Source organism: Atribacter sp. (assembly GCF_035418125.1).
GTDB lineage: Bacteria > Atribacterota > Atribacteria > Atribacterales > Atribacteraceae > Atribacter > Atribacter allofermentans.
This window is the reverse complement of the sequence record NZ_DAOLQM010000214.1, coordinates 1-3,870: the sequence shown is the minus strand read 5'-3', so window position 1 is coordinate 3,870 and position 3,870 is coordinate 1. Positions and strand designations below refer to the sequence as shown.

The following is a 3,870-nucleotide window of genomic DNA, read 5'->3' as shown; positions in this document are numbered from 1 at the left end:
TTCTTTGATACCTTGAGAAAATCACCTAGAAAAAAGAATAAAAAGATGAGATCCTTACATCATCCAGCAAAAACCACGGACTTCTTAGAATAAAAGAATAGTGAAATGTTCCCGAATAATTTTGAATCAACGAGCATTTTATCAATTCGAATTAAAACGTTCCATCCTTTTGAGGTGTTATTTTATGATTAAAGCGGTTTCGTTATTTTCAGGAGGCCTTGATAGCTTGCTTGCAACCCAAATCATTATGGATCAAGGTATCGAAGTCATAGCGGTTAACTTCATTATTCCCTTTGCCAATAATAAAAAAATGAAAGAAAAACAATACTATGCCCGTAACATGTCTCAAAAAATGGGTATTGAATTGGTAGAAATAGAACTTAGAGAAAACTTTTTAGATCTTCTTCGAAATCCAAAATATGATTTTGGTAAAAACTTAAACCCTTGTATCGATTGTAAAATTCTAATGATTACCCAAGCCTATCAAGTTATGAAAGAAAAAAAGGCTTCATTTATTGTAACTGGCGAAGTCCTCTCTCAAAGACCAAAATCTCAGTTCCTATGGGGGTTGAGCATCATTGACCGAGATTCTCATATAAAAGGTTTAATTTTAAGGCCCCTTTCAGCGAAATTATTGCAAGAGACCATTCCCGAACAAAAAGGGTGGGTTGATCGGGATAAGCTCTATAACTTTTCCGGTCGTGTTCGTGGACCTCAATTCGACTTGGCTCAAAAAATGGGAATTACTGATTATCCAGCCCCAGCCGGTGGATGTCTTCTCACCGATCCGATTTTTGCTCGAAGGGTCTATGACCTGCTTATCCATGATGAACTGACGATGGAAAACATTGAACTTTTAAAATTAGGCAGATATTTTCGGTTGAGTAACCAATTTATATTTTTAGTTGGTCGGAATGAAAAAGATAATTTGGCATTGTTCAGCCAAGCTAAACCAGAAGACTATATTTTTACTCCTTCCCATACTAAGGGACCAACCGGCTTAGGAAAGGGAATGATCGACTCTGATACTGAACAATTTGCTTCAGGAATTATCGCTTATTATTCTTCATCTCTTGTTGAACCACTCTATATCAAAATACAGCATCAAAGCTATTCATCGCCAAAAATGGTTCAACCCATAACCTTATCACTGGATCAAATAGAAAAATACCGGATTGAAAATTTCCCTATCAAAATTATTCGTCAAAATAATCAAAAAACGCCTCAAAAATAACTTGCTCACCAATTTTGTTTCAGAGTGATAACATTATGGTAGATTTTTCACTTGACGGAAAGGAAGAATTTTTATGAAAATTGCCCAAAACATTACTCAGCTCATAGGAAATACTCCTTTAGTTCGTTTGTCAAAATTGGGTGCCAATCTACCCGGGGAGGTAGTTGCCAAGCTTGAGTACTTAAACCCATGCGGAAGCGTGAAAGATCGTATTGGAGTGTCAATGATAAACGAAGCTGAAAAAAATGGTTCGATAGATAAAAATACCTTGATAATCGAACCAACCAGCGGGAATACCGGTATAGCTTTGGCTTTTGTTTGTGCTCAGCGTGGCTATAAATTAATACTCACTATGCCAGAAAGCGTATCCGTTGAAAGGAGAAAAATTCTTTCTTGGTTTGGTGCTAAACTGGTTCTCACTCCTTCAGAAGAAGGAATGCGAGGATCGATCAAAAAAGCAGAAGAATTGGCAAAAGAGAATGCTAATTCTTTTTTGCCAATGCAATTTAAAAATCCTGCCAATCCAAAAATTCATCGAGAAACAACCGCCGAAGAAATCTGGACTGATACCGATGGGCTTATTGATATCTTGGTCTGTGGAGTAGGAACCGGAGGAACCCTCACAGGAACCGCTGAGGTTTTAAAAGATCGGAAACCGTCCCTTAAGGTAGTTGCCGTTGAACCCAAAAAGTCAGCAGTATTATCAGGAGGAACCCCAGCTTCTCATCGTATCCAGGGTATTGGAGCCGGCTTCATCCCTGAAGTGTTACGTCGGGAATTGATCGATGAAGTCATTCCAGTTGAGGATGAAGACGCCTTTTCAACGGCAAAATGCATTGCTCAAATCGAAGGTATCCATGTTGGCATTTCAAGCGGAGCAGCCGGTTGGGCGGCACTTGAATTGGCAAAACGCGAGGAAAATCAAGGGAAGTTGATTGTGGCTATTTTTCCCGACACTGGAGAACGATATTTATCAGTTTGGTAAGAAATTCATGGACAATATTATTAAAATTAAATACGATAAATTACTACAAATTTTACAAGACCTCAAGAATTGTTTGGTTGCTTATTCCGGTGGTGTTGATAGTACTTTTTTGCTTTTTACCAGTCATGAGGTATTGGGAGATAAAACCAGCGGGATTCTGATTGATACACCCTTTTTGCCAAAAAGAGAAAAAAGCTTCGCTCTCAAGACCGCCAGCCAACTGAATCTTCCCTTAATAGTTCAAGAGGTAAATCTTCTTCAATATTCTTCAATTATTCGAAATCAACCAAACCGTTGTTATTTTTGTAAAAAAATTCTTTTTGAAACTATAGAAGCAGTTGCCATTCAGAAAAATTTTCAATTCATCATCGAAGGTTCAAATACCGACGACCTAAATGATTTTCGTCCGGGAAGAAAAGCTATTCAAGAAATGAATATTTTAAGCCCTTTATTGGAAACTGGCTTTACCAAGGAAGAAATTCGTCAAATATCGAAAGAAAAGAACCTACCAACCTGGAATAAGCCCTCTTTTTCTTGTCTAGCCACTCGTATTCCTTATGGAACAGATATAACTTCTGAACATTTGAGTCGAATCGAAAAAGCAGAATTATATCTGAGTGAATTGGGTTTTGAGCAATTGCGGGTAAGGGATCATTATCCAATTGCTCGAATTGAAGTTCCCTTAATGGATAATGATCTGACTCGAATTCATGATTATCGCCACCAAATCGTCGAAAGATTAAAATCCTTTGGATACCATTGGGTCACATTAGATCTTGAGGAATATCGTTCTGGAAACATGAATAAAGAACTCAACCCAGAGGAGTTAATGTGAAAACTAAAAAAATATTAGTCGCTATGAGTGGGGGAGTCGATTCTTCGGTTGCTGCTTTCCTTTTAAAAAAACAAGGGTATCAAGTTTTTGGGATTACCATGGCTTTTCAGGTAACTCACGGTTCTTCGAACGATCCCCGTTTAGGATCAACCTTAAACGATGCGAAAAGGGTATGTGAAATTCTTGAAATTCCTCATCAAACTCTTGAATTAAGCACCGAATTTGAAAGGGAAGTCGTAAAACCTTTTATCAAGGAATACTTATCAGGAAGAACTCCCAACCCATGTGTAATTTGTAATCGACAGATAAAATTTGGTTTTCTTTTTAATTATGCCATGAAAAACGGTTTTGACTATTTTGCAACCGGACATTATGCCCAAATTGATTATATAAACAACCAATTTTTTTTACGGAAATCCCAGGATCACTCGAAAGATCAAACCTACTTTTTATATAATATCCATAGGGAAATCCTCAATAGAATTCTTTTCCCCTTAGCTCATCTCACCAAAGAAGAGGTTAAATCTCTTGCTAATCAACTCGGTTTACTAATGGATGAAAAATCTGAAAGCCAGGATATTTGTTTTCTTCCTCAGGGCGGTTATCGTGATTTCCTTAAAAACCGTTCTCATCTTGATCTATCAGGACCGATCATTAATCTCCAAGGAAAAATACTCGGGCACCACGAAGGAATATATCTTTACACTATCGGCCAAAGGAAGGGGTTAGGACTCAGTAATTCGCATCCTCTCTATGTTGTTGATATCGATCTTTCTCAAAATGCCGTAATAGTTGGTGAAAAAAAAGATTTACAAG

4 protein-coding genes are annotated in these 3,870 nt (G+C 37.5%); all 4 read left to right on the top strand.

From position 1 onward, the window contains the following. The first annotated feature begins 184 nt into the window (after positions 1-184). On the top strand, positions 185-1,234 hold the full coding sequence (locus PLK24_RS09400; protein ID WP_324478508.1) for a 7-cyano-7-deazaguanine synthase: 1,050 nt from the start codon (positions 185-187) through the stop codon (positions 1,232-1,234). Between the two features lie 73 nt (positions 1,235-1,307). Then, a complete protein-coding gene (gene cysK, locus PLK24_RS09395) occupies positions 1,308-2,219 on the top strand; it encodes a cysteine synthase A (RefSeq protein ID WP_324478505.1) in 912 nt (303 codons plus the stop codon). 7 nt (positions 2,220-2,226) lie between these two features. Then, entirely contained in the window at positions 2,227-3,054 is an 828-nt protein-coding gene (gene larE / locus PLK24_RS09390; RefSeq protein ID WP_324478503.1) for an ATP-dependent sacrificial sulfur transferase LarE, read from the top strand. Next, the coding region (gene mnmA, locus PLK24_RS09385) for a tRNA 2-thiouridine(34) synthase MnmA (RefSeq protein WP_324478501.1) at positions 3,051-3,870 on the top strand (820 nt) is incomplete at its 3' end. The genes larE and mnmA, both read left to right, overlap by 4 nt.